The organism is Providencia sp. R33, assembly GCF_019343475.1.
Taxonomy (GTDB): domain Bacteria; phylum Pseudomonadota; class Gammaproteobacteria; order Enterobacterales; family Enterobacteriaceae; genus Providencia.
Genome location: NZ_CP072453.1, coordinates 3,766,000 through 3,790,392 on the forward strand (window position 1 = coordinate 3,766,000; position 24,393 = coordinate 3,790,392).

Consider the following 24,393-nt stretch of genomic DNA (forward strand, 5'->3'; position numbering starts at 1 on the left):
TATGAAACTGAATAAATTAGCTACATTGTTATCAGCTGTTGCACTGAGTGCAACCGTTAGCGTCAATGCGATGGCAAAAGACAGCATTGCGTTAGTGATTTCAACACTGAACAACCCTTTCTTTGTGACGATGAAAGATAGCGCACAAAAAGAGGCAGACAGACTGGGCTATGAATTGATCGTTCTAGATTCACAAGATAACCCAGCAAAAGAATTGGCAAACGTGCAGGACTTAACGGTTCGTGGAACAAAACTGATGTTAATCAACCCAACAGACTCTGATGCGGTGGGTAACTCTATCCTAATGGCAAACAAAGCAAAAATTCCTGTTATTACCTTAGACAGAGCCGCTAATAAAGGTGAAGTCGTCAGCCACGTTGCTTCTGATAACCGTATGGGCGGTAAAATGGCGGCCGATTACATTGCACAAAAAACAGGTAATGAAGCCAAAGTTATCCAATTAGAAGGTATTTCAGGTACTTCAGCAGCGCGTGAGCGTGGTGAGGGCTTTAATACAGGTGCGAAAGAGCACAAATTTAATTTACTGGCGAGCCAGCCTGCTGATTTCGATAGAACAAAAGGCCTTAACGTTATGCAAAACCTGCTAACTGCACACCCTGCGGTTCAAGCGGTCTTCGCACAAAATGACGAAATGGCGCTAGGTGCATTAAGAGCACTACAAACAGCGGGCCGTACTGATGTTTTAGTCGTCGGTTTCGATGGCACTAATGATGGCATTAAAGCGGTAGAGGGCGGGAAATTAGGTGCAACAATCGCACAGCGTCCAGATCAAATTGGTATTGTTGGCGTACAAATTGCCGATAAAATCTTAAAAGGCGAAAAAGTTGACGCTACCGTTCCTGTTGAATTGGAATTAGTGGTAAAACAATAAGATAAAATAACCGCCGCTATAGCTTTGCGGCGGTTTATTGGTTTTGTGGTTATGAAGTCACAATAAAAAGGATATAAATGTTATGGGTGCAGCAAAGCTGGTGGTACTGGGTAGTATTAATGCTGATCATATTTTGAATGTTAAGCAATTTCCACAACCGGGTGAAACCGTTCGTGGTGACAGTTATCAAGTTGCTTTTGGTGGAAAAGGCGCAAACCAAGCTGTGGCTGCAGGTCGTAGCGGTGCTGACATAACATTTATAGCCTGTGTAGGTGATGACGACATTGGTGCAAGTATTAAAAAACAGCTTCATCTCGATAATATCAAAACAGAGTGTATTGATGCGATTAAAGATGAAACGACGGGTGTGGCACTGATTTATGTGAATCAACAAGGCGAAAACATTATTGGTATCAATGCGGGTGCCAATGCGCAACTAACAACGCAGAGACTCACGCAATATCAGCAAAAAATTATTGAAGCGGATGCCGTCTTAATGCAGCTTGAATCACCGATTGAAACTGTTCAGATGGCCGCTGAAATTGCGAAGAAAAACAATACTCAAGTCATTTTAAATCCAGCTCCAGCACAATCATTACCAGACTCATTATTAACGCTGGTGGATATTATCACGCCGAATGAAACCGAAGCGGAGCATCTAACGGGTATTGCCGTTAATGATGATCAAGGCGCCCAAGCGGCGGCAGAAGCATTACATCAAAAAGGGATCAGCAAAGTGATGATTACCTTAGGTGCTCGTGGGGTTTGGTACAGTGAAAAAGGTGCACAAGGTAAAATAATTGCTGGGTTTCGCGTAAAAGCAGTGGATACTATTGCGGCAGGTGATACATTCAATGGGGCGTACGTTACCGCTTTACTGGAAGGTAAGGCTGACGAAGACGCGATTATTTTTGCCCATGCAGCGGCGGCGATAGCGGTTACTCGCCCAGGTGCTCAACCTTCGGTTCCATGGCGTAAAGAAATTGACCAATTTTTAGCTCAATAGGATTAACTTGTGGCAACAATGAAAGATGTGGCTCGCCTTGCGGGTGTGTCGACATCCACCGTCTCTCACGTTATTAATCAAAATCGCTACGTCAGTGAGAGTATTACTCTACGCGTTAAAAATGCTATCGAAGAGCTAAATTACGCCCCTTCGGCATTGGCGAGAAGCTTAAAAATGAATCGCACGAATACCATTGGAATGTTACTGACAACCAGTAACAATCCATTTTATGCGGAAGTGGTGCGAGGTGTAGAACGGAGTTGCTACGAGCGCGGTTATAGTTTGATTTTGTGCAACACTGAGGGCGATCTTCAACGGATGAATCATAGCTTAGAAACCTTGTTACAAAAGCGGGTTGATGGGCTATTGATCATGTGTACTGAAGTCCAAGGGCCATCAAAAGAAGTATTGGCTCGCTATCCGGCGGTACCGACGGTGATGATGGACTGGTCGCCATTTGAATCTGGTGGTGATGTTATTCAAGATAACTCATTTTTAGGGGGCGAAATCGCCACTCGCTATTTAATTGATGCAGGGTTCACTCGTATTGCTTGCATTGCAGGGCCGCAAGATAAATCACCTGCAAGAGCTCGTCATCAAGGCTTTATTCAAGCTATGAATGATGCAGGTATTAAAGTTAATGAAGATTATCTGATTTTCAGTGATTTTGAATTCGCTGGTGGCTTTGAGTCAATGAATGCATTACTTGAGTTACCTGTCCCGCCTCAAGCCATTTTCGCGGGTAATGATGCGATGGCGGTTGGGGCTTATCAGGCGATATTTCAAAAAGGAATGAAAGTCCCTGATGATATTTCGATAGTTGGTTACGATGATATCGACCTTTCTTCTTATATGATCCCACCCTTAACAACCATTCATCAGCCAAAAGATGAGTTAGGGCAGCAAGCAGTTAGCCAACTGATTTATCGAATGGATAACCCAGAGGCAGAGACTGGTGTGTTAGTGCTTACCCCTGAGCTTATAGAGCGCCAGTCTGTTAAGAAGGTGAGTTCTTAGTTTTTTTTGTTTTTCCTTTAATTAAGTTATCACCATCGGTTTTACTTAATAATAAGAAGACAAAAGCAGAAACCAGTGTAATCACACCAATAGTAATAAAGGTATAATGGAAATTATCCACGGTATTACTATTGGGCTGCCCATCATAGAAATTTAATATCGCTGCGCTTACGGCAATACCAAAGCTAATCGATAGCTGTTGGGTTACGGCTAACATACTATTTCCCGCACTGGCATTATTGTCAGTTAAATCAGCCAAGCAAATCGTATTCATCGCAGTAAACTGTACTGACATCACCATTCCCAAAATGAATAGCGGTACAACCAACAGATAAATCGACATATTAGGTGATTGCAATGAGAATTGGGCAATCATTAACCCAATAATTACTGTGATCACAAATAATGTATTACGGTAGCCATACTTAGTGAGGATTTTTGTTACACCTGATTTTGCTGTTATTGAGCCAATCGCCAATGGCGCCATCATCATCCCCGCGACAACCGCTTCATAGCCAAATCCAACTTGCAGCATTAATGGCATTAAAAATGGAATACTGCCCGTCCCTAAACGTGTTGCAATATTGCCACTGATACCAATCGAAAACGTGCGAGTTTTAAATAAATTTAATGGGATGATGGCATGCTTAATACGTCTTGCATGAAATACGTACAATAATAAGAAAAGAAAACCACCACCAACAATGGCTGCAGGGATAGATGTAGGTAATGCTTTATCGCCAAATAAATCTAAGCTAACGGAAAGCATGACTAAACCAAAACCAAATAATAAAAAGCCGAGTGTATCAAATTTACGTTTTGGCATTTTAAAATCAGGCATATGCTTTAAAGCATAAAAAACACCCAAAACACCAATAGGAATATTAATAATAAATATCCAATGCCATGTGGCATAAGTAACCAATATGCCACCTAACAGTGGGCCTAATATTGGCCCAATTAATCCTGGGATGGTCACAAAATTTAATATTGGCAATAACTCACTACGTGGATAAGCCCTGATTAATGCTAATCGAGCAACTGGCATCATCATTGCCCCGCCAATCCCTTGAATAACCCGAGAAGTCACTAAAAAATTCAGTGATGGGGAAAGGGCGCAAAGTAAAGAACCGAAAGAGAATAATGAAACGGCTAAAATAAAGATACGGCGAGTACCAAACCGATCAGCAAACCATCCACTTATAGGGATCAATAATGCAACGGTTAAAGTATAACTAACAACGGCTGATTGCATTGCAAGGGGAGAATGATGCAGGCTTTTCGCAATATCAGGTAAAGCCGTATTCAAAATAGTGGCATCGAGCGCCTGCATGAAAAAGGCCATTGCCGCAATCCATGGAAGGCCGGACATATTTTTGGCTGTCTTGAACATCGGTTACCTATCTAAAAAGTTAAAGCCCACAAGGGGAAGTTATCTTGTTAGGTTATTTTTCGTTTACTGTTAATAGTTTATAGCAAAAATCGAGTGCTTTAGTACTTTGACCTTGGATAATGGCATCCGCTAATTGCTGGTGGATATCAACTTCAATAACTTCATTGTCAGTAATAACATCGAAGTAGCGCTGGTAAATAGAACGAAATAAATTAGCGAAAGAAATTAAAAACGGGTTTGCACAGGCTTTATAAATGGTTAAATGAAAATAGTAATCCACCTTTACCCAACGTTCCCTATCAAACTCTTTCGCGAGTAACAGCATTTCATTCGCTAAAAGCTGTAAAGATTGTTTCTGTTCGGGTGTAGCATGTATGGCTGCAAGATAACAAGCTTGTGGCTCAATGGCGAGGCGAACAATTTTGAAATGTTTAATCACAACGGATTGTTCTTCACTATTTGCCCACCAAGTTAATAAATCTTGATCTAAAAAATTCCAATTTGATGAGGGCATAATACGAGTGCCTATTTTAGGACGTGCTAATACCATGCCTTTAGCTGCTAATATTTTAATGGCTTCCCTTATTGCCGTTCGGCTGGCTTGGAACTTTTCTGATAACTCTAATTCACTAGGTAAAATGGAATCAGGCAAATAGGCGCTTGTTAAAATCTGTTGGCCAAGATTTTCTGCAATAATATAAGAACGATTTTTTTGCGAAGCCGTTTGTTGCTTACTTAATTCCATAATTCATCTCAAATCTTATTTCTTGGATGCCTATATTACGTGAGTAAAGGGAAAATTGCTGCTGAAATAGTCAATTGCTGGGTGTGATTTAGCTTAGAACTCCATTTTTGGCTAAAAAAAACGCGAACAAAATAAAAATGCAAAAAAACACTTGCGAGATTTTTTCGTCTCCCTATAATGCGCATCCGTTGTCACGGCAAACCGCTTCGGTGGTGAGGTTAGAAAAAGAAAGCCTTAAGCCAAACTTGAAAAAGTAAGTGATAACACGGTGTGAAGAAAGAAAAAGTTGAAAATAAATACTTGACTTTCTAAAAGAAAAACGTAATATACGTCACCTCGCAGCAACGACCCAGAAGGTCAAATTTCAATACGAAATGCTGCAACGCTCTTTAACAATTTATCAGACAATCTGTGTGGGCACTCACAGGACACTATCAAAAAAATATTTGATTTTAAGTCTTGAAGAGTGACTAACACGTTAATTCATATATATGAACTAATAGGTAATATGTTTTCGCAAGAAGACATACGACAGTAAACATTCTTTGAGCATCAAGCTTTTTAATTGAAGAGTTTGATCATGGCTCAGATTGAACGCTGGCGGCAGGCCTAACACATGCAAGTCGAGCGGTAACAGGGGAAGCTTGCTTCTCGCTGACGAGCGGCGGACGGGTGAGTAATGTATGGGGATCTGCCCGATAGAGGGGGATAACTACTGGAAACGGTGGCTAATACCGCATAATCTCTCAGGAGCAAAGCAGGGGAACTTCGGTCCTTGCGCTATCGGATGAACCCATATGGGATTAGCTAGTAGGTGAGGTAATGGCTCACCTAGGCGACGATCCCTAGCTGGTCTGAGAGGATGATCAGCCACACTGGGACTGAGACACGGCCCAGACTCCTACGGGAGGCAGCAGTGGGGAATATTGCACAATGGGCGCAAGCCTGATGCAGCCATGCCGCGTGTATGAAGAAGGCCCTAGGGTTGTAAAGTACTTTCAGTCGGGAGGAAGGCGTTGATGCTAATATCATCAACGATTGACGTTACCGACAGAAGAAGCACCGGCTAACTCCGTGCCAGCAGCCGCGGTAATACGGAGGGTGCAAGCGTTAATCGGAATTACTGGGCGTAAAGCGCACGCAGGCGGTTAATTAAGTTAGATGTGAAATCCCCGGGCTTAACCTGGGAATGGCATCTAAAACTGGTTAGCTAGAGTCTTGTAGAGGGGGGTAGAATTCCATGTGTAGCGGTGAAATGCGTAGAGATGTGGAGGAATACCGGTGGCGAAGGCGGCCCCCTGGACAAAGACTGACGCTCAGGTGCGAAAGCGTGGGGAGCAAACAGGATTAGATACCCTGGTAGTCCACGCTGTAAACGATGTCGATTTGAAGGTTGTTCCCTTGAGGAGTGGCTTTCGGAGCTAACGCGTTAAATCGACCGCCTGGGGAGTACGGCCGCAAGGTTAAAACTCAAATGAATTGACGGGGGCCCGCACAAGCGGTGGAGCATGTGGTTTAATTCGATGCAACGCGAAGAACCTTACCTACTCTTGACATCCAGAGAATTTAGCAGAGATGCTTTAGTGCCTTCGGGAACTCTGAGACAGGTGCTGCATGGCTGTCGTCAGCTCGTGTTGTGAAATGTTGGGTTAAGTCCCGCAACGAGCGCAACCCTTATCCTTTGTTGCCAGCACGTCATGGTGGGAACTCAAAGGAGACTGCCGGTGATAAACCGGAGGAAGGTGGGGATGACGTCAAGTCATCATGGCCCTTACGAGTAGGGCTACACACGTGCTACAATGGCGTATACAAAGAGAAGCGACCTCGCGAGAGCAAGCGGAACTCATAAAGTACGTCGTAGTCCGGATTGGAGTCTGCAACTCGACTCCATGAAGTCGGAATCGCTAGTAATCGTAGATCAGAATGCTACGGTGAATACGTTCCCGGGCCTTGTACACACCGCCCGTCACACCATGGGAGTGGGTTGCAAAAGAAGTAGGTAGCTTAACCTTCGGGAGGGCGCTTACCACTTTGTGATTCATGACTGGGGTGAAGTCGTAACAAGGTAACCGTAGGGGAACCTGCGGTTGGATCACCTCCTTACCATTGAAGTGTTTTTGTGAAGTGCTCACACAGATTGTCTGATAGAAAGTAGAGCAATAGGCTATACGTGGGAGACTTATTCGAGAGAATAGGACTTACATGAGATACCGCATGTTTTGTGCAATATCTTGTGTCCCCTTCGTCTAGAGGCCTAGGACACCGCCCTTTCACGGCGGTAACAGGGGTTCGAATCCCCTAGGGGACGCCAATTGCGCCGATATCGAGTGAAAGACGATGTCCCCAATAATGATTAAGCCAATTATGTAAATAGTTGGTTTAACAATTATGCTCTTTAACAATCTGGAACAAGCTGAAAATTGAAAACAACACACATTGTTTATCGCTTAAACAATGTGAGAGTCTCTCAAAAATCTCAACTTGAATGTGCTTCTCTGAAGCATCGAGTCGACGAACGACATGAGTTCGAGGCGGTCAGCGCACAGCAAGCGCAGCGTACTTAAAGTACGTGAGCATTGCGCGCACTGCCCAACGAAGAAATCATGATGTGCAGTCACTCGTTGTAAGAAGACACCTTCGGGTTGTGAGGTTAAGCGACTAAGCGTACACGGTGGATGCCTAGGCAATCAGAGGCGATGAAGGACGTGCTAATCTGCGAAAAGCGTCGGTAAGGTGATATGAACCGTTATAACCGACGATGTCCGAATGGGGAAACCCAGTGCAATTCGTTGCACTATCGTTTGATGAATACATAGTCAAACGAGGCGAACCGAGGGAACTGAAACATCTCAGTACCTCGAGGAAAAGAAATCAACCGAGATTCCCCTAGTAGCGGCGAGCGAACGGGGAGCAGCCCAGAGTCTTAATCAGCATTAGCATCAGGAGAACGGTCTGGAAAGGCCGGCAGTAAAGGGTGATAGCCCCGTATCCGAAGGTGTTAGTGTTGTGAACTCGACGAGTAGGGCGGGACACGTGTTATCCTGTCTGAATATGGGGGGACCATCCTCCAAGGCTAAATACTCCTGATTGACCGATAGTGAACCAGTACCGTGAGGGAAAGGCGAAAAGAACCCCGGCGAGGGGAGTGAAATAGAACCTGAAACCGTGTACGTACAAGCAGTGGGAGCCTTGATTTATCAGGGTGACTGCGTACCTTTTGTATAATGGGTCAGCGACTTATATTCTGTAGCAAGGTTAACCGTATAGGGGAGCCGTAGGGAAACCGAGTCTTAACTGGGCGAATGAGTTGCAGGGTATAGACCCGAAACCCGGTGATCTAGCCATGGGCAGGTTGAAGGTTGGGTAACACTAACTGGAGGACCGAACCGACTAATGTTGAAAAATTAGCGGATGACTTGTGGCTGGGGGTGAAAGGCCAATCAAACCGGGAGATAGCTGGTTCTCCCCGAAAGCTATTTAGGTAGCGCCTCGTGAACTCATCTTCGGGGGTAGAGCACTGTTTCGACTAGGGGGTCATCCCGACTTACCAACTCGATGCAAACTACGAATACCGAAGAATGTTATCACGGGAGACACACGGCGGGTGCTAACGTTCGTCGTGAAGAGGGAAACAACCCAGACCGCCAGCTAAGGTCCCAAAGTCATAGTTAAGTGGGAAACGAAGTGGGAAGGCTCAGACAGCCAGGATGTTGGCTTAGAAGCAGCCATCATTTAAAGAAAGCGTAATAGCTCACTGGTCGAGTCGGCCTGCGCGGAAGATGTAACGGGGCTAAACTATGCACCGAAGCTGCGGCAGCGATATTTAGATATTGTTGGGTAGGGGAGCGTTCTGTAAGCCTGTGAAGGTGTGCTGTGAGGCATGCTGGAGGTATCAGAAGTGCGAATGCTGACATAAGTAACGATAATGCGGGTGAAAAACCCGCACGCCGGAAGACCAAGGGTTCCTGTCCAACGTTAATCGGGGCAGGGTGAGTCGACCCCTAAGGCGAGGCAGAAATGCGTAGTCGATGGGAAACGGGTTAATATTCCCGTACTGGTGATAATTGCGATGGGGGGACGGAGAAGGTTAGGCTGGCCGGGCGACGGTTGTCCCGGTTTAAGGATGTAGGCAGGTGAATTAGGCAAATCCGGTTCACTATATGCTGAGGTCTGATGACGAGTCACTACGGTGGCGAAGTAGCTCATACCCCGCTTCCAGGAAAAGCCTCTAAGCTCTAGATTATCATTAATCGTACCCCAAACCGACACAGGTGGTCAGGTAGAGAATACTCAGGCGCTTGAGAGAACTCGGGTGAAGGAACTAGGCAAAATGGTGCCGTAACTTCGGGAGAAGGCACGCTGGCGCTAGGTGAAGTGGTTTACCCATGGAGCTGAAGCCAGTCGCAGATACCAGCTGGCTGCAACTGTTTATTAAAAACACAGCACTGTGCAAACACGAAAGTGGACGTATACGGTGTGACGCCTGCCCGGTGCTGGAAGGTTAATTGATGGGGTTATCCGTAAGGAGAAGCTCTTGATCGAAGCCCCAGTAAACGGCGGCCGTAACTATAACGGTCCTAAGGTAGCGAAATTCCTTGTCGGGTAAGTTCCGACCTGCACGAATGGCGTAATGATGGCCAGGCTGTCTCCACCCGAGACTCAGTGAAATTGAACTCGCTGTGAAGATGCAGTGTACCCGCGGCAAGACGGAAAGACCCCGTGAACCTTTACTATAGCTTGACACTGAACATTGAGCCTTGATGTGTAGGATAGGTGGGAGGCTTCGAAGCGTGGACGCCAGTCTGCGTGGAGCCAACCTTGAAATACCACCCTTTAATGTTTGATGTTCTAACGTTGCCCCGTTATCCGGGGTGCGGACAGTGTCTGGTGGGTAGTTTGACTGGGGCGGTCTCCTCCCAAAGAGTAACGGAGGAGCACGAAGGTTGGCTAAGCATGGTCGGACATCATGCGGTTAGTGCAAAGGCATAAGCCAGCTTGACTGCGAGAGTGACGGCTCGAGCAGGTACGAAAGTAGGTCTTAGTGATCCGGTGGTTCTGAATGGAAGGGCCATCGCTCAACGGATAAAAGGTACTCCGGGGATAACAGGCTGATACCGCCCAAGAGTTCATATCGACGGCGGTGTTTGGCACCTCGATGTCGGCTCATCACATCCTGGGGCTGAAGTAGGTCCCAAGGGTACGGCTGTTCGCCGTTTAAAGTGGTACGCGAGCTGGGTTTAGAACGTCGTGAGACAGTTCGGTCCCTATCTGCCGTGGGCGTTGGAAGATTGAAAGGGGCTGCTCCTAGTACGAGAGGACCGGAGTGGACGCACCACTGGTGTTCGGGTTGTCATGCCAATGGCATTGCCCGGTAGCTAAGTGCGGAAAAGATAACCGCTGAAAGCATCTAAGCGGGAAACTTGCCTTGAGATGAGTCTTCCCTGACCCTTTAAGGGTCCTAAAGGAACGTTTAAGACTAAGACGTTGATAGGTTGGGTGTGTAAGCGTAGCGATACGTTGAGCTAACCAATACTAATGAACCGTGAGGCTTAACCTGACAACACCGAAGGTGTTTTAGAGAGATTGAGTTGATTTTCAAAGGGCGTGAGAAGCCGAAAGGTGAAGGACACACAGCTTGTTCAAGATTGAAGTTCTGGTTTAGTGAGAAATGATGCTAAACGGGAACGAACCGAATTTGTCTGGCGGCAATAGCGCGGTGGTCCCACCTGACCCCATGCCGAACTCAGCAGTGAAACGCCGTAGCGCCGATGGTAGTGTGGGGTCTCCCCATGTGAGAGTAGGGAACTGCCAGACATTAAATTAGTGAGAAAGCCACCCAATGGGTGGCTTTTTTGCGTTTGGGGAAATAAAAATGACGCAGTTTACGGTAGTTGAGCTGTTCGGTATGCTTCGCTTTGTTTACTCTGCCCGTTATTTTTTATGGTTGAAAGAGGAAGAGACTCAAAAGCCATAAGTTAATCAATGATCCACTTAGCAATTAACTTATTTATCTAGGAATTTTTTATCATTGTTATTCAATAATCCACTCAGCAACTAACTTATCTGTTTATGGTACTGTAGTTGAGTAAGTGAAGTTGATGTAGATTAGCGGGTATTCTTATTGTTGGCGCTGTCTTTTTAGCGAGGGTAAGGCCTGAAAATGAAGCGATAAAGCCCCTCGTCAGTTAATCATAAGCTTATCAGTAGTTCACTTAGCAATTAATCTATGTATTTTTGGCGCTTTTTATCATCGTTAATCAATAATAGGCTAAGCAATTATCGAGGTTATCACGATTTTCATCAGGTTAGCTTCCATTATCCTCCCTTTTCTCATCGAAAATCGTCTTCTGTATTTATGCCACTTCTTGTTATTGTTAATCAATAATCCACTCAGCAACTAATTTAGCTGTTTATGGCACTTTTGCCACTTATACAGGTTTGATAGTGGTTAATTGGTATTCTTTTTGTTTACTTAACTCGTAACTTATTGTGATTAAAAGTGGAAGAAGACAAAAAATCGTAAGCTAATTAATCGTTCACTCAGCAACTAACCTGTTAACCTGTGGTTTATGGCACTTTTTATCATTGCTGAACAATAATCCACTCAGCAATTAACTTGTGTTATCACATTGCTTATTGTTCCCGCGTTTTTATTCTACTTTTACCATTCAATTGATTGCGTCTATGCATAGATAATCGCTATAGCGATAAATCTATTTATGGAGTAGGTAGGTTAAAAGATAGGTGGTTTTCATTTACGGCTACTTTTTATCTCATTAGTAATAGATAAATTATGATCTATTAAAAATAATAATGACTTAACGTAATTATCTAGCTTGTTTGTTCTGATCCCGTTATATAATGTTTATCAATTTTATGGTTTTTATGGTTTTTATGGTTTTAATGGTTTTAATTAACGGGTCAGAAATGTCCATTTTTTAAACGGTAAAGCTATAAAAATCAATAAATAAAAGAATATTAATCAATTTTACTCATATGATAAAACCTTATTCTGTGAGCGAATATTGGGTAAAAAAATAGGCAATTGTTTATTTTTTTATATAAAAATTGTTAAATTGATGTTTCATTTACTTGCATTTATACTATTTCAAAGTAGTTAATGGCGTATCTAGTAATCGCGTTATAGATGAAGTTTGCTTATAAGTGAAATTTTCAAAGGAAAGAAACTCGCATCTTGATATGAAAGATAGGTCTGCTAAGCAAGTTATACCTTCTTATGTGTTGTATTTCTTGTAAACAATACCTCTGTACCAAAGGTGGATCACATGAATAAAACCAAAAGCGCTAACCATAAAATTTTTGACCAAATTCTTTCTGTGAATAACCAGAAAGAGAATGAGTTTAACAATGGCCAAGATGGTGCAACGATTCTTTCTTTATTAGTGATGTTTTTTGTACCCTTTTTACTGCTAAATGCCACAAGAAATTTCGTTGGAATTGAGTATAGTTTTGCGTCTGTTGTGGGGATGTTAGTAATCAGTGGGATTATCACTATCGCATTGTTTAAAACGCTAAAATTGGGTTCCCAATTTGCAGATAAACATGTTGTATTAGACCAATTACTTTCTCGTTATACACCGAAAAATAAACAAGAATTCAAAAAATTACAAGAAGAGAGAAAAACAAATTCAGTTGAGTTTTATTCACTGGTAGAAAATTGGGCTGATGTAGAAAGACAACACTATGCAAGATAGCAACGAATAACGAAAATAAAAATAAATCCTTAAATGTTATCAACTTCCTTCTTTTCTCTATATGGAAAGAAGGATTTTTTTGTCTTAGTGAGCCTACTATGGCCTTTATTCCGAAAGAGATAAAGATGGATAATAAAAAAACGGCTCGATATTCTGAGCCATTTTCGGTGGCAACTAGATAAAATTTAGTGGGATTTGCCTTGTTCAATACCCAAACCAATTTGTGAACGAACAAATTGCTCTTTAAAGCGTTCTCTCTCCATTCTGCCTTGTTCTGAGTTATCCGTAATGGAGAATAACCAAGATGCGACAAACGCGACAATCATAGAGAATAATGCAGGGTATTCATAAGGGTAGATAGGTTTGTCATGGTGTAGGATGCCAACCCAAATTGTTGGTCCTAAAATCATTAAGACGACTGCCGTCGTGAGCCCTAACCAGCCCCCTGCTAATGCACCGCGAGTGGTGAGCTTGCGCCAGTACATGGACAGTAAAATAATTGGGAAGTTACAGCTTGCTGCAATAGAGAAGGCTAAACCAACCATGAAAGCAATATTTTGTTTTTCAAACAAAATACCAAGTCCAATTGCAACAAAACCTAAGATAACAACCGTAATTTTTGAGACTCGTAACTCGTCTTTTTCGTCAGCTTTACCATTTTTCATCGCCATCGCATAAAGGTCATGGGATACCGCTGAAGCACCAGCAAGTGTTAAACCCGCAACAACCGCAAGAATGGTGGCGAAAGCAACCGCAGAGATAAAGCCAAGGAAGAAGTTACCGCCAACAGCATCAGCAAGGTGAACCGCTGCCATATTGGTACCGCCAATCAGCGCGCCTGCGGCATCTTTAAATGCAGGGTTTGAGCTGACAAGAACAATCGCACCGAAACCAATAATGAAGGTTAAAATGTAGAAGTAACCGATAAACCCTGTTGCATAGAACACGCTCTTACGAGCTTCTTTTGCATCACTCACAGTGAAGAAGCGCATAATGATATGAGGAAGACCTGCCGTACCGAACATCAATGCTAAGCCGAGTGATAAAGCGGATATTGGGTCGGAAACGAGTCCCCCAGGGCTCATAATAGCAATACCATTTTTATGAACGGCAACGGCTTCTTTAAATAAGGTATTAAAGTTAAAGCCGACGTGCTTCATGACCATTACTGCCATGAATGTCGCACCTGCTAATAATAAAATTGCTTTGATGATTTGTACCCATGTAGTCGCTAACATTCCGCCAAATAGAACGTACAGCACCATCAAGATACCGACAATCACAACAGCAACATGGTAATTAAGACCGAATAATAATTCGATTAATTTACCCGCTCCTACCATTTGAGCGATGAGATAGAGTGCAACGACGACCAACGAACCGACAGCAGATAAAATTCGAATCGGCCTTTGTTTTAACCGGTAAGATGCAACGTCGGCGAAAGTGTAGCGACCTAAATTACGCAAGCGCTCAGCAATTAAGAATAGAATGATCGGCCAGCCAATTAAGAAACCAATTGAGTAGATTAGCCCATCATAGCCAGAGGTATAAACTAGAGCGGAAATCCCTAAGAAGGATGCGGCAGACATAAAGTCCCCAGCAATTGCCATCCCATTTTGGAAGCCTGTAATTTTCCCGCCTGCTGTATAGTAATCAGAGCGAGAACGCGTTCTTTTCGACGCCCAATAAGTGATATATAACGTAAAACCGACGAACAGCAAGAACATCACAATAGCTTGAATATTGACAGGCTGACGTTCAACATCCCCTGTCAATGCATCGGAAAATGCCATTGATGAGGTAAAAAAGAGAATGAGTGAGAGCAAATATTTCATTTTTCTACCTCTTTTAAAATTTCGGCCGTTAAACGGTCATATTCACCATTAGCACGGATAACGTATAGCCCGGTTAACACAAACGAAATGACGATCAGTCCAACACCCACAGGGATCCCTCTAGTGATATATGAACCTTCCGCAATTGGTGTACCTAACCAGCTAGGGTCAAAAGCGATAAGAAAAATAAAACCAACATACAGGACAAGCGTTATTACTGATAACAACCATGAAAAGCGACTACGTTTTCTAACCAGTTCTTTGAAACGAGGGTTATCCTCTACCTTTTTGTAAGCAGTAGCATTCATCAGAGTTCTCCTCTGTTATACTCGTCATTCTTCAAGTTGCAGCTTTGTTGACCGCACTCACTCACACGAGTCACATACTTATGTATGCTCCTCGCGATTCGTTCGCTTGTCGCCTAGCTGCACCTCGAATTATTTAGAGTAAACCGTCTTGTTGGGATGTATGTAAGGCCACCTCTATGAGTTGGCCTTTTGGCGTTATGACATACTCATAGACTGTTTTTCTTCGAGTAGTTTTTCGACAACACCCGGATCTGCCAGCGTGGAGGTATCTCCAAAGTTGCTGGTGTCCCCTGATGCAATTTTTCGTAGGATACGGCGCATAATTTTACCAGAGCGGGTTTTTGGCAAAGAATCCGTCCAGTGAAGAACGTCCGGTGTTGCGATTGGGCCAATTTCTTTACGCACCCAATTGCGAACTTCGGTGTACAGCTCAGGAGAGGGTTCAACCCCAGAGATTAATGTGACATAGGCATAGATTGCCTGCCCCTTAATACTGTGAGGAATACCAACCACAGCGGCTTCTGCCACTTTCGGATGCGAGACGAGGGCGGATTCAATCTCTGCGGTGCCTAAGCGGTGCCCAGAGATATTCAGTACATCGTCAACACGACCTGTGATCCAGTAATAACCATCTTCATCACGACGAGCGCCATCACCACTAAAGTACATGCCTTTAAAGGTAGAGAAATAGGTTTGCTCGAAGCGTTCGTGATCGCCAAATAAAGTACGGGCTTGGCCCGGCCATGAATCGACAATCACTAAGTTACCTTCGGTTGCCCCTTCAATAGGTTCACCAAGGTTATCCACAAGTGCAGGGCGGACACCAAAGAAAGGTAATGTTGCGGAGCCTGGTTTTAACATAGTTGCACCTGGCAGCGGCGTGATCATAAAACCACCCGTTTCGGTTTGCCACCATGTATCAACCACTGGGCAACGGCTGTTACCAATTTTCTTGTAGAACCATTCCCACGCTTCAGGATTAATTGGTTCGCCAACAGAACCAAGAATACGTAATGAGCTACGGTCGGTACCTTCAATCGCTTTGTCGCCTTCCGCCATTAATGCACGGATAGCAGTTGGCGCGGTATAAAGAATATTGACTTGGTGCTTATCAACGACCTGACTCATTCGATTAACGGATGGGTAATTTGGTACACCTTCAAACATAACGGTTTTTGCGCCATTGGATAATGGCCCATAGAGTAAGTAGCTATGACCCGTTACCCAGCCTACATCCGCAGTACACCAGTAGACTTCACCTGGATGGTAGTCAAAGGTATATTTAAATGTGAGTGTGGCATAAACCAGATAACCACCTGTGGAGTGGAGAACACCTTTAGGTTTACCTGTTGAGCCTGAGGTATACAGAATGAACAGCGGGTCTTCCGCGCTCATTTCTTCTGGTGGGCAATCAGCGCTAACCCCTTTGATAACATCATGCCACCATAAGTCGCGACCTTCGACCCAACTTGGAACATTGCCTGTACGTTGGTAGACAATGACATTCGCAACAGTAGTGACTTGCGGGTTGGTTAATGCGTCATCCACATTTTTCTTCAGTGGAATCGCACGCCCTGCACGTAAGCCTTCATCAGCGGTGATAATCAGCTTTGCTTTACAGTCAATAACGCGACCAGAGACAGCCTCAGGAGAGAAACCAGCGAAAATGACCGTATGGATAGCGCCGATACGCGCACACGCTAGCATGGCGACAGCGGCTTCGACGACCATTGGCATATAAATCGCCACGACATCCCCTTTGCGGATGCCTTGTTTCTTTAAGACATTAGCAAACTGGCTAACATCGTGGTGCAATTCACGATAAGTGACATTTTTTGACGATGAAGGGTCATCGCCTTCCCAAATAATCGCTACTTGGTCGCCTTTTTCAGCCAGATGGCGGTCCAAACAGTTTGCACTTAAATTTAAAGTGCCATCTTCAAACCAACGGATATCGATATGTCCAGGGTCAAAAGACGTGTTCTTAACACGGGTGTACGGTTTAATCCAATCAACGATTTTTCCTTTTTCGCCCCAAAATCCTTCAGGGTCTTGAATCGAGCGTTGGTACTCATCGTTATACTGTTGTTCGGTAATTAGGGCATTTTTTGCAATTTCAGCAGGAACGGGATGTTTAGTTATTTGAGTCATATTATTATCTCCTTGCAAATGTTAATACTATGTCAAAAAACGGTTAACTAAAGCACGAAATATAAATTTGTTTTTCTTTTGCGCGGAAGATCACGTATTAATTGTAATGAGATTTGCAGGATTATCATTTGATGCTAAATCCAGTATTGAAATATAAATCTAAAAATATTGAAAATGTTGGATGTAAAGAAAAATAAATCGTGGAGATATTGGTATTAGTTACTGTATAAACTAATTCTCATAGGGAATGCAAAAGACCACAATTTCATCATGGATTTGATAATGATTTTCATTAACAGAAAAATAACTATAATAGAGAGAAATTCACAAGGTGCGAAACTACGCAAGTGCCATACCCTATGAACCTTGTGGTGAAAATGAGAAACATAGTGGTATTTACGTCACTGGAGACAATAAAATGAGTTATACATTACCTGCTTTACCTTATGCTTATGATGCGTTGGAACCACATTTTGACAAACAAACCATGGAAATCCACCACACTAAGCACCATCAAACCTATGTGACTAACACCAACACGGCGTTAGAAAAATTACCTGAATTAGCAGGTCTGGATATTGACGTTCTGATTCAAAAATTAGACCAAATTCCTGCTGATCAACGTACCTTCGTGCGTAACAATGCGGGTGGTCACTCAAACCACAGCATGTTCTGGAAAGGTTTGAAATTAAATACTGAATTAAAAGGCGACTTGAAAGCGGCTATCGAGCGCGATTTTGGTAGCGTTGATGCATTCAAAGAGCTGTTTGAGAAAGCAGCTGCAACTCGCTTTGGTTCAGGCTGGGCGTGGCTGGTTCTGAAAGATGACGGTAAATTAGCCGTTGTATCAACTGCTAACCAAGACAACCCATTAATGGGTGAAGCGATTTCTGGTGCTTCAGGTTACCCAATCATCGGTTTAGATGTGTGGGAACACGCATATTACCTGAAATTCCAAAACCGTCGCCCTGATTATATCAAAGCGTTCTGGTCAGTGGTTAACTGGGACGAAGCAGCTGCACGTTTCGCTTCAAAAGCTAAATAATTAGACTTTTTAATTAAGTTTCAATAGGCGTAGCATCGATGGTGCTGCGCCTTTTTTATTTCCTGCCCGTTTGATTGTTATCTTGAGTGGCATTCTTTATGATGAAGGCTTCATCACCAATTTATGTGGAGAGCGCAGCCTATGTCATTCCTACCCCAAGTCTTTGTCGGTAAAGTCCAAGCAACGCAATCTTGCGGCCGAAGTGCGATTCATAAACATGCGGTAGATGGGTTATTGATGTTGGGGCAGCTTGGGTTAGAGGGTGATGAACAAGCAGAAACGCGTTTTCATGGTGGGCCTGATCGAGCGCTTTGCCATTATCCTCGTGATCACTATGAATTTTGGCTGAATGCATATCCTGAACAAGAAGATTTGTTTATGGCATCAGCATTTGGTGAAAATATATCCACACAGGGAATGACCGAAGATAATGTATTTATCGGTAACATTTATGCGTGGGGGGATGCACGAATTCAGGTTACTCAACCTCGCTCACCTTGCTATAAACTCAATGGCCTAACTGGTGTGGAAAACTTCGCTCAAATCATGCAAGACAACGGCCGTTGTGGGTGGTTATATCGTGTGATTAAAACGGGGAATGTCAGTACTAATTCACCGCTAACGCTATTGAGCCGCAACAGTGATGTTTCAGTACAAGAGGCGATAATGATTGCATTTCACGCCCCCTATGATGAGCAGCTGTATCGTAGGCTCCTGAGTGCAGCAGGGTTATCAGCTAGTTGGAGCCTAACGATGCAAAACCGCCTTGATAATCACCGTATTGAAGAATTTAACCACCGTTTATTTGGCAAACGCAGTTAGGACTGACCAATAAATTGCTGGTACCAAGGTGTGCCAGCCATAAGTTCTGCATGGCTGCCTTGAGCAATAATCTCTCCATCTTCCATATAGACGATGTTATCTGCTAAACACGCAAGGTTAGGGTGATGAGTAACTACAATGCGAGTTTGCTGACCCGCTAGAGTGATTAGGGAAATCACGGAAGCGGTATTGATGGTATCAAGGCTTGCTGTTGGTTCATCCATTAAAATGATATCTGGGTGGAGCAGAAATAGTCGTGCAATACATAGACGCTGTTTTTGCCCGCCAGAAAGTGCCATGCCACTCGCGCCGACGTCTCGGTTTAGAAAATCAGGAATATCCTCAAAATTTAACTTTGAAAGCAGAGTGTTAACCTCTCGGTCATCAATATTAGAATTTTCTAATGTTAAGTTTTGCCGTACGCTACCGCGAAAGAGCGCGCTGTCTTGCAATAAAACCCCACGCTTCGAACATAACGCTTCTTGCGATAATTCCATCAGGTTTTTATTACCGTAACTAACGGAGCCTTGAGTCGGGTCTTGTAGACGAGCGAGTAAGCTTAAGAGGGTACTTTTCCCTGCGCCAGATGGGCCAACGATGGCTGTGAAAGTATTTTGAGTAAAATTGACGGTAATGTTATTTAAAATTCGTTTTTTTTCATCGTTATAGAAAGATAACTGTTGGCAACGAATATCCTTATTCTCAGGGGCAGGGGCTCGATAGGGAAATACTAATTCAGGGGTAATCAACGCGGATTCGACCTGTTCAATCGATTGTTTTGCTTGTCTTAATGATTGGTTTAAATGCGAAAGAAGCCAGATTGGTTCAATAAACCGCGCTAATAATACCATCCCCGCTAACCATAAGCTTAATGGCATGTCACCTTGGTTCATTTTTTGAATACCTAAATAAAACAATGCGATGAAAATGATTTGGATAGCGCTTGAAAACAGTAAATGGAATGGCAAACTTTGGCGCTGTAATTGTTTCTGTGTTTGATACTGTGATGCTAACGCACTCGTGAGTTGTTGGTGCTGAGATTGGCTAACGCCTGCACGGCGGATGAGTGGCTGGTGGAGCGCAAACTGGTCGAGTTGGCGAATAACATCTTGTTCAGATACATGGGTTTGCTGCTCAAAAAATACCATCTTTTGACCACAAAGGCGCAAGGTAAATAATAAAACCAGCCCTATAAATAAAAGCAGACATCCAAAAATAGGTTGGTAAATAAATGCCCCTAATACAACAGTGAATGGCGTGATTAACCCGCTAATAATGGGATGCAATAGATGTGCAGGGACTGACATAATGTGTGAAACGGGCCCTGCCACTAAGTGATTGGCATTTTTGATCGGCTGTAATGACAAGGGTAAGTGGCGAATTAACGCGTTAGCAAGGTAGCGCATCACTAATCCACCCGCTAAGTAGCCTTTTTGGGTGGCAATAAAGGTGGTCAGAAAGGCAATCAGGCTACATGCAGCCAATAAAGTCATCGGCATGATAATGTCTAACGACCAACTGAAAATAACATACACCAGTAATAGCCCGCAGAGTCCATCTAAAATAGCCGCGAATACCATCCAAAAAATGGCGCTGCGTACCGTATATAATAAGGACTTAAGCATGATTTTCCTCCAAGGCACTCAGTAATTGCTGATAATCCATTGATATTTCGGCTAGATCTTTGTGAGAGCCTTGTGCTATCAGTTGGCCTTCTTTCATAAGCAAGACGCGATTAGCGAGGTTTAAGCTATCTAGATGATGCGTGACGAATACGCAGGTTCGCGATTCAGCATGTAATAGCGATAAGACCCGCTGAGCATTTTGCGGATCCAGCGCAGAGGTAGGTTCATCGAACAACAATAACGGGGCTGGGGATAATAAGGCTCGTGCAATGGCGAGTCGTTGGGATTCCCCGCCAGATAACACGATTTCTTTTCCTATCACACTATCAAGGCCTTTAGGGGATTGCTGCACCAATGGTAATAAATTGAGGGCCTCAAGGTAGTAGTGCAAGTCACTCTCTGTCGCGTTAGGGGCAAAAAGCTGCAAGTTTTCCCTTAACGAGCAGGGCATAGGCTGCGGGTTTTGCATCACAATGGCCACTTGTTGATTTAACGTGGCTAACGAAAGTTCAGGAAGCGGTGTTTGGTTAAATAAAACAGTGCCTTGTGAAGGGTCTAAAAAGCGTGCCATGAGCTGTAATAATGTGCTTTTCCCTGCACCGGATGGCCCGACTATCGCGATGAGTTCACCGCCAGTAATATCGATATCAACCTGAGACAAAAGGTTTTTATCGCCAAGAGTTACACTGACTTGAGTCAGTTGGAGGTGGCAAGAGGTTGTATCGAGTATTTTCTTACCGTACTGCATTTCAGGCTCATTTAATAATTTCTCAATGCGTTGTGATGCACTGACCGCAAGGTTTAATGCATCAGCACCGTGCCCCATCGCTGCAACGGGGGCTGCGATGCTTTGTATTAGTAGAATAAATAGAATGACTTGAGCGAGTGAAATTGGGCTGGGAATCAGCATCACACCCAAAATGACCCAGAAAGACAGCAAGGTAGCACTGATGCCGATTTGGGTGAGTGAACTTAATGCCCCAATTTTACCAATCCAACGAATAAAGGCGGTTTCAAAATCTTGTAGTGCGAGTGATGCTCGTTTTTGTATTCCTTGATTTGGGTATTGCCTAGCGAATAACGGGTTATCGGCTAATTCAGCATATTGGCTATAGAGGTGCGCCATGGTGCCATTGCGAGCTGCATATAAGTGTTGGTAGCGTGGTGCTCGCATTGCACGGAATAAAAAAACTGCAGCGACTAAAGGGAGAAGGCAAAAAAGCGTTAATAAGACGCTTTGCCACAGCAAAATGAGCACGGCGGCAACAGGTACGACTATCAATTTGGTGAGATCTGCAGGCGCATGAGCGGTTAATTGGTGGAGGTAGCGGACATCACGGTCAATCACCTGTGAAATACCATCTCTACCTTGCTGAGCAAAGTGGTTTAAGGGTAATTTTCCTATCTTATCAAGTATCTGTAATCGCAATTGGTGGCAAAGGTGGCTATCTGTCTGGTGTGTGAGGTACATGGCGAGAGTTTGGCAAACTAACCAGACTATCCCCCCAATGCAGGCGATAATGACCCAGTTAACATATTGATGAACGGGAGATATGGCAATTTGGCTGATGGCCACCCATGGGATGAGAGAGCAAAGACCTGCGATGGCTTGTAAAATCACAGCAACCAGTAAAATTGAGCGATAGGGACGAAGCAATGTCCAAAGTGCGCGGTACATACAAAACCTCCATAGCGAATCAGTCACTGTAATTTATTTCGCTTTATTTAAGGGATTTAGTTGTTTTGCTTACCAGACTATTTGTTTTGTTTGCAGGGCAGAAAAGAGTGACGTTTCCTGTGTTTTGAGTAAGATAACGAAATGACATTGCAAGAGGGGTGGGGAAAGTAAGATGCAATATGATTTAAATGACCTCTATTATTACGTCAAAGTGGTCGAACATGGCGGCTTTTCCCAAGCTGGTTTAGCATTAGGGATCCCAAAATCCAAGCTGAGCCGACGTATTGCCGATTTAGAGCAAAAGCTCAATGTTTCATTGATTTACCGCTCAACACGCCAATTCCATGTTACGGAAGTAGGCCAAGTGTTTTATCAACAGTGTAAGAATGTGGTGGATGAAGCAGAAATCGCCCATGAACTTATTTGTTCTGTACAGTCCCACCCCAAAGGCACGATTAAACTTTCATGCCCAGTGGCGTTATTGCAGGTTTACTTGAATGAGCTGCTGGTGGATTTTATGGTGCAATATCCGGATATTGATATTCAAATTTTAGCGGTGAATCGCCCCGTTGATGTGATAAGTGAAGGGTTAGATTTGGCTATCAGAGTGCGTTCTTTACCCCTTGATGACTCGGGGTTGACGATGAAAGTGCTGGGGTATTCACGCAGGATATTGGTCGCGAGCCCACTGTTATTTGCAGAACAAGGTGCACCAATTGAGCCTGAAAAACTAGTGGATTACCCTATTTTGGCAAATACGGAACATTCGCAGAATTACACACTGACCTTAAAAAATAGCGACGATCTCAGCTTTACGCAGCATTTTACCCCTAAATTAGCGACAACCGATGTGCTGACTTTGTACCGTGCGGCGCTCAAAGGGATTGGTATTGCGAGGTTACCTTATGGGGTGGTGGAAAAGGAAATTGCGGCGGGGGAGCTGGTGGAAGTGTTACCTGAATGGCGTTTCCCTGAAGATATTATTCATGCGGTGTATCCTTCTCGCAAAGGGTTGTTACCTTCCGTGCAATTATTACTGAATTATTTGGCTGATAACATTTCTCCGTCAGTAAAATAAAAATCCCCCGATAGCCTAATGCTACCGAGGGGTCATGCGTTATTTATTGCGTTTCAGGAATACGGCCAAATTTGCCACTGTTGAAGTCATTTACGGCTTCATTAATTTCTTCCATGCTATTCATAACAAATGGGCCATAGCCAACAACAGGCTCATCAATTGGGTCGCCGCTTAATAGTAGCACCAATGCGTCTTCTGTTGCTTCTAACACAATATTGCTTTGTGTATCATCAAGGATCATTAGCTCGCCTTCGTTTAAGGCAGAGCGCCCATCAACAAATATTGAACCACGCAGCATCACTAATCCCACATTGCGACCTGATTTAGTCTGAATACCGACGGTTTTGCCTTTATTGAGCTGTAAATCCCAAACATCTAATGGGGTAAAGGTTCTAGCTGCACCTTTATGGCCTAAATAATCCCCCGCGATGACGCGCAGTGTGCCGGCTTCATTGGGCAGCGTGACTTTCGGCATCGTTTGGCTTTCCAATAGCTGATAGCCCGGTGCGGCGGATTTGTCTTTTGCAGGCAAATTGACCCACAACTGCACCATATCAAGGGTGCCGCCTTTTTTCATAAAGTCATCAGATTGGTATTCTTGATGCAAAATACCCGATGCGGCTGTCATCCACTGAACATCCCCTGGGCCAATGACACCACCTTCCCCCGTTGAGTCATGGTGGGCAACTTCCCCATCATAAACAATCGTGACGGTTTCAAACCCGCGGTGTGGGTGTTCACCGACACCACGATTTGCCGCATCTGAGCTTGGGAATGCAAATGGCCCCGCTCTATCGAGTAATAAGAAAGGGTTTAGGTATTTCCCGTGGTTGCTGTAGCTAAACATTGAGCGAACAGGGAAACCATCACCAACCCAATGGCTCCGTGGAGATTGATAGATACCAATAATTTTTTTCATGGTGAGACTCCGAATTCTGTTTTGATGAGCCAATCATAAAGCAGTGGTAAAACGTCGAGTAGTGGCAAAAATAGGTTTCATTGTTCCAATAAAAGAACAATCAATGTTTAAGTTATTATCCTATTTATAGAACAGTGTTTATCAAAACTCGGACTACTCAGCTT

At 43.9% G+C, this 24,393-nt stretch carries 15 protein-coding genes, 1 tRNA gene and 3 rRNA genes; 11 read left to right on the forward strand and 8 right to left on the reverse strand.

Features of this window, described 5'->3' with window-relative positions:
* Nucleotide 1 precedes the first annotated feature (1 nt).
* From rbsB to rbsR, 3 genes are all read left to right on the forward strand, one after another.
* The gene (rbsB, locus tag J6836_RS17705) at nucleotides 2-892 is read left to right on the forward strand and encodes a ribose ABC transporter substrate-binding protein RbsB (RefSeq protein WP_219245211.1); all 891 of its coding nucleotides are present in this window, start codon (nucleotides 2-4) and stop codon (nucleotides 890-892) included.
* A gap of 82 nt (nucleotides 893-974) precedes the next feature.
* Nucleotides 975-1,898 carry a ribokinase gene (rbsK, locus tag J6836_RS17710; protein ID WP_219245212.1) on the forward strand — a complete coding sequence of 308 codons (924 nt, stop codon included), beginning with the start codon at nucleotides 975-977 and terminating at the stop codon, nucleotides 1,896-1,898.
* A 9-nt stretch (nucleotides 1,899-1,907) separates the two neighbouring features.
* Complete coding sequence (rbsR, locus tag J6836_RS17715) at nucleotides 1,908-2,915, forward strand: ribose operon transcriptional repressor RbsR (RefSeq protein WP_219245213.1); 1,008 nt, start codon at nucleotides 1,908-1,910, stop codon at nucleotides 2,913-2,915.
* Here rbsR and mdtD read toward each other — a convergent pair.
* A complete protein-coding gene (mdtD, locus tag J6836_RS17720; protein WP_219245214.1) occupies nucleotides 2,896-4,308 on the reverse strand; it encodes a multidrug transporter subunit MdtD in 1,413 nt (470 codons plus the stop codon). The two genes, rbsR and mdtD, sit on opposite strands and share 20 nt — an antisense overlap.
* A 52-nt stretch (nucleotides 4,309-4,360) precedes the next feature.
* On the reverse strand, nucleotides 4,361-5,053 hold the full coding sequence (locus tag J6836_RS17725; protein WP_219245215.1) for a FadR/GntR family transcriptional regulator: 693 nt from the start codon (nucleotides 5,051-5,053) through the stop codon (nucleotides 4,361-4,363).
* Between the two features lie 562 nt (nucleotides 5,054-5,615).
* Between J6836_RS17725 and J6836_RS17730 the strand changes: the two genes are divergently transcribed.
* From J6836_RS17730 to J6836_RS17750, 5 genes are all read left to right on the forward strand, one after another.
* Nucleotides 5,616-7,156: ribosomal RNA gene (locus J6836_RS17730) — 16S ribosomal RNA — on the forward strand.
* 132 nt (nucleotides 7,157-7,288) lie between these two features.
* A tRNA-Glu gene (locus tag J6836_RS17735) sits at nucleotides 7,289-7,364 on the forward strand.
* Nucleotides 7,365-7,701: 337 nt separating this feature from the next.
* Nucleotides 7,702-10,610 (forward strand): 23S ribosomal RNA (locus J6836_RS17740).
* Between the two features lie 141 nt (nucleotides 10,611-10,751).
* Nucleotides 10,752-10,867, forward strand: a 5S ribosomal RNA gene (gene rrf / locus J6836_RS17745).
* Together the 16S, 23S and 5S rRNA genes with 1 tRNA gene alongside form the textbook arrangement of a ribosomal RNA operon.
* A gap of 1,472 nt (nucleotides 10,868-12,339) precedes the next feature.
* Nucleotides 12,340-12,768, forward strand: coding sequence for a type IV secretion system protein (locus J6836_RS17750; protein WP_219245216.1), 429 nt, complete (start codon nucleotides 12,340-12,342; stop codon nucleotides 12,766-12,768).
* Nucleotides 12,769-12,953: 185 nt separating this feature from the next.
* On the opposite strand, the gene actP is transcribed toward J6836_RS17750, so the two are convergent.
* The 3 genes from actP to acs form a co-directional block, all read right to left on the reverse strand.
* Nucleotides 12,954-14,603, reverse strand: coding sequence for a cation/acetate symporter ActP (actP, locus tag J6836_RS17755; protein WP_219245217.1), 1,650 nt, complete (start codon nucleotides 14,601-14,603; stop codon nucleotides 12,954-12,956).
* Complete coding sequence (locus tag J6836_RS17760) at nucleotides 14,600-14,911, reverse strand: DUF485 domain-containing protein (protein ID WP_219245218.1); 312 nt, start codon at nucleotides 14,909-14,911, stop codon at nucleotides 14,600-14,602. Before J6836_RS17760 ends, actP begins: the two co-directional genes overlap by 4 nt.
* Before the next feature lie 195 nt (nucleotides 14,912-15,106).
* The gene (acs, locus tag J6836_RS17765; protein ID WP_219245219.1) at nucleotides 15,107-17,062 is read right to left on the reverse strand and encodes an acetate--CoA ligase; all 1,956 of its coding nucleotides are present in this window, start codon (nucleotides 17,060-17,062) and stop codon (nucleotides 15,107-15,109) included.
* Between the two features lie 418 nt (nucleotides 17,063-17,480).
* Here acs and sodA point away from each other — a divergent pair, with 418 nt between their 5' ends.
* Nucleotides 17,481-18,107, forward strand: coding sequence for a superoxide dismutase [Mn] (gene sodA, locus J6836_RS17770; protein ID WP_219245220.1), 627 nt, complete (start codon nucleotides 17,481-17,483; stop codon nucleotides 18,105-18,107).
* A gap of 141 nt (nucleotides 18,108-18,248) precedes the next feature.
* A complete protein-coding gene (gene yiiM, locus J6836_RS17775; RefSeq protein ID WP_219245221.1) occupies nucleotides 18,249-18,929 on the forward strand; it encodes a 6-hydroxyaminopurine reductase in 681 nt (226 codons plus the stop codon).
* On the opposite strand, the gene J6836_RS17780 is transcribed toward yiiM, so the two are convergent.
* Together J6836_RS17780 and J6836_RS17785 are read right to left on the reverse strand one after the other, a co-directional pair.
* Nucleotides 18,926-20,554, reverse strand: a complete 1,629-nt coding sequence (locus J6836_RS17780; protein WP_219245222.1) for an ATP-binding cassette domain-containing protein — start codon at nucleotides 20,552-20,554, stop codon at nucleotides 18,926-18,928. The genes yiiM and J6836_RS17780 overlap by 4 nt on opposite strands.
* Nucleotides 20,547-22,232 (reverse strand): ABC transporter ATP-binding protein, encoded by a 1,686-nt coding sequence (locus J6836_RS17785; protein ID WP_219245223.1) that lies wholly within the window; start codon nucleotides 22,230-22,232, stop codon nucleotides 20,547-20,549. Before J6836_RS17785 ends, J6836_RS17780 begins: the two co-directional genes overlap by 8 nt.
* A 172-nt stretch (nucleotides 22,233-22,404) precedes the next feature.
* On the opposite strand from J6836_RS17785, the gene J6836_RS17790 reads away from it, so the two are divergent.
* Nucleotides 22,405-23,310, forward strand: a complete 906-nt coding sequence (locus J6836_RS17790) for a LysR substrate-binding domain-containing protein (RefSeq protein WP_219245224.1) — start codon at nucleotides 22,405-22,407, stop codon at nucleotides 23,308-23,310.
* A gap of 43 nt (nucleotides 23,311-23,353) precedes the next feature.
* Here J6836_RS17790 and J6836_RS17795 read toward each other — a convergent pair whose 3' ends face one another.
* On the reverse strand, nucleotides 23,354-24,229 hold the full coding sequence (locus J6836_RS17795; RefSeq protein ID WP_219245225.1) for a pirin family protein: 876 nt from the start codon (nucleotides 24,227-24,229) through the stop codon (nucleotides 23,354-23,356).
* Nucleotides 24,230-24,393 lie beyond the last annotated feature (164 nt).